Source organism: Acinetobacter sp. HR7, assembly GCF_000773685.1.
GTDB lineage: Bacteria > Pseudomonadota > Gammaproteobacteria > Pseudomonadales > Moraxellaceae > Acinetobacter > Acinetobacter thermotolerans.
The window spans coordinates 1-3,025 of record NZ_JPQO01000124.1; the positions used below are offsets into that span (position 1 = coordinate 1).

Annotated in this window: 1 rRNA gene; it reads right to left on the bottom strand. The window is 50.4% G+C overall.

The features are described from left to right. Positions 1-44: 44 nt before the first annotated feature. Positions 45-2,935: ribosomal RNA gene (locus GW12_RS06040) — 23S ribosomal RNA — on the bottom strand. Between the last annotated feature and the right edge of the window lie 90 nt (positions 2,936-3,025).

Sequence of the window (3,025 nt, forward strand, 5' to 3'; positions counted from 1 at the left end):
TTATGAATCAATTGTTGCTTTGTATACAACTGCTTGGGCGTTGTATAGTCAAGCCTCACGAGCAATTAGTATTGGTCAGCTTCATGCATCACTGCACTTCCACACCCAACCTATCAACGTCCTAGTCTCGAACGGCTCTTTAGAGGACATAAAGTCCTAGGGAAATCTAATCTTGAGGTAGGCTTCCCGCTTAGATGCTTTCAGCGGTTATCCCTTCCGAACATAGCTACCCGGCGATGCGACTGGCGTCACAACCGGTACACCAGAGGTTCGTCCACTCTGGTCCTCTCGTACTAGGAGCAGATCCTCTCAAATTTCCAGCGCCCACGGTAGATAGGGACCGAACTGTCTCACGACGTTCTAAACCCAGCTCGCGTACCTCTTTAAATGGCGAACAGCCATACCCTTGGGACCTGCTTCAGCCCCAGGATGAGATGAGCCGACATCGAGGTGCCAAACACCGCCGTCGATATGAACTCTTGGGCGGTATCAGCCTGTTATCCCCAGAGTACCTTTTATCCGTTGAGCGATGGCCCTTCCATACAGAACCACCGGATCACTAAGACCTACTTTCGTACCTGCTCGACTTGTGGGTCTCGCAGTTAAGCGCGCTTTTGCCTTTATACTCTACGCGTGATTTCCGACCACGCTGAGCGCACCTTCGTACTCCTCCGTTACTCTTTAGGAGGAGACCGCCCCAGTCAAACTACCCACCAGACACGGTCCTCGTCCCGGATTACGGGACAGAGTTAGAACCTCAATATTACCAGGGTGGTATTTCAAGATTGGCTCCATAGCAACTAGCGTCGCTACTTCAAAGCCTCCCACCTATCCTACACAAGTAAGATCAAAGTTCAGTGTCAAGCTGCAGTAAAGGTTCACGGGGTCTTTCCGTCTAGCCGCGGGTACACCGCATCTTCACGGCGAATTCGATTTCACTGAGCCTCTGCTGGAGACAGCGCCGCCATCATTATGCCATTCGTGCAGGTCGGAACTTACCCGACAAGGAATTTCGCTACCTTAGGACCGTTATAGTTACGGCCGCCGTTTACTGGGGCTTCGATCAAGAGCTTCGCTTACGCTAACCCCATCAATTAACCTTCCAGCACCGGGCAGGCATCACACCCTATACGTCCACTTTCGTGTTTGCAGAGTGCTATGTTTTTAATAAACAGTTGCAGCGGCCTGGTTTCTGAGGCTGTCAACAGCTCAAGGAGCAAGTCCTATCACCATCGACAGCGTACCTTCTCCCGAAGTTACGGTACCATTTTGCCTAGTTCCTTCAGCAGAGTTCTCTCAAGCGCTTTGGTCTACTCGACCTGACCACCTGTGTCGGTTTCGGGTACGATTCCAGTGTAACTGAAGCTTAGAGACTTTTCCTGGAAGTATGGTATCAGCCACTTCACCAGTAAACTGGCTTGCTATCAGATCTCAGCATAGAGCACCCCGGATTTGCCTAAGATGCATGCCTACTTCCTTCCACCTGGACAACCAACGCCAGGCTGACTTAACCTTCTCCGTCCTCTCATCGCATTACACTGAAGTATTGGAATATTAACCAATTTCCCATCGACTACGCCTCTCGGCCTCGCCTTAGGGGTCGACTCACCCAGCCCCGATTAACGTTGGACTGGAACCCTTGGTCTTTCAGCGAACGGGTTTTTCACCCGTTTTGTCGTTACTCACGTCAGCATTCGCACTTCTGATACCTCCAGCATGCTTCTCAACACACCTTCATTGGCTTACAGAACGCTCCCCTACCACTTGCGCATAAGTGCAAATCCGCAGCTTCGGTACATAGTTTTAGCCCCGTTACATCTTCCGCGCAGGCCGACTCGACTAGTGAGCTATTACGCTTTCTTTAAAGGGTGGCTGCTTCTAAGCCAACCTCCTAGCTGTCTATGCCTTCCCACATCGTTTCCCACTTAACTATGATTTAGGGACCTTAGCTGGCGGTCTGGATTGTTTTCCTCTTGACTACGGACGTTAGCACCCGCAGTCTGTCTCCCGGATAGTACTCATTGGTATTCGGAGTTTGCATCGGTTTGGTAAGTCGGGATGACCCCCTAGCCGAAACAGTGCTCTACCCCCAATGGTATTCGTCCGAGGCGCTACCTAAATAGCTTTCGGGGAGAACCAGCTATCACCGAGTTTGATTAGCCTTTCACCCCTATCCACAAGTCATCCCCTGGCTTTTCAACGACAGTGGGTTCGGTCCTCCAGTTAGTGTTACCCAACCTTCAACCTGCTCATGGATAGATCACCCGGTTTCGGGTCTACACCCAGCAACTATACGCCCTATTAAGACTCGATTTCTCTACGGCTCCCCTACACGGTTAACCTCGCTACTGAATGTAAGTCGCTGACCCATTATACAAAAGGTACGCAGTCACCACCGAAGTGGCTCCCACTGCTTGTATGCATGCGGTTTCAGGATCTATTTCACTCCCCTCACAGGGGTTCTTTTCGCCTTTCCCTCACGGTACTGGTTCACTATCGGTCAGTCAGGAGTATTTAGCCTTGGAGGATGGTCCCCCCATATTCAGACAAGGTTTCACGTGCCTCGCCCTACTCGACATCATCATATCAGCCCTTTCGTGTACAGGACTATCACCCACTATGGTTGCACTTCCCAGAGCATTCCACTAAAACTGATATGACTTAATGGGCTGTTCCCCGTTCGCTCGCCGCTACTGAGGGAATCTCAATTGATTTCTTTTCCTACGGGTACTGAGATGTTTCACTTCTCCGCGTTCGCCTCATAAACCTATGTATTCAGTTTATGATACCGACCTTATAGCCGGTGGGTTTCCCCATTCAGACATCTCCGGATCACAGGATATTTGCCGCCTCCCCGAAGCTTTTCGCAGGCTATCACGTCTTTCATCGCCTCTGACTGCCAAGGCATCCACCACATGCACTTAATTACTTGACTATACAACCCCAAACAGTCGTTACACCTACAAGTCAGTGTAGCAACAAGTTCCACCAGTAAACTGGCTTCTCTTACAGTTTGTTGTTCTGT